The sequence below is a fragment of the Vibrio aquaticus genome, assembly GCF_003970385.1.
In the GTDB taxonomy this organism is placed as follows: Bacteria; Pseudomonadota; Gammaproteobacteria; order Enterobacterales; family Vibrionaceae; genus Vibrio; species Vibrio aquaticus.
Genome location: NZ_RXZH01000191.1, coordinates 1 through 380, shown reverse-complemented (window position 1 = coordinate 380; position 380 = coordinate 1). Strand labels below are relative to the sequence as shown.

Sequence of the window (380 nt, the reverse complement as noted above, 5' to 3'; positions counted from 1 at the left end):
TACGTCCTTGCTTGGAGGTGCACCAAGTTCATAACCTCGAGTTTAACAAACTTGAGGAATCCATATGGTGCTCTGTAAGATTGTCTAGTACTTCGAGGTGTCTAGTCGGAGTCATTTACAGAAAGCCAACTGCCGACATCGAGTACGATAGTCGTATGCTGGAAGGACTATCCCGCTCTATCCGTCTCGGTTTCACACACATCCTGATTCTAGGGGACTTTAATCTCCCTAGAGTCAACTTCGCGGAACACACGTACACTGGAGGCGACAACTCAATTGAAGCTCGGTTCTACAACCTCATCGATGACTTGGGCTTATATGAAAACGTGAGGTCGGCAACTCGTTGGAGAAACAGTCAGACACCATCGCGCTTAGACTGT

General features: G+C 47.6%; 1 protein-coding gene. It reads left to right on the top strand.

The genetic code is table 11. The features are described 5' to 3' along the window. Positions 1 to 17: 17 nt before the first annotated feature. Positions 18 to 380, top strand: a 363-nt coding sequence (locus EJ063_RS22005) for a hypothetical protein (protein ID WP_279630393.1), incomplete at its 3' end; no start/stop codon positions are given.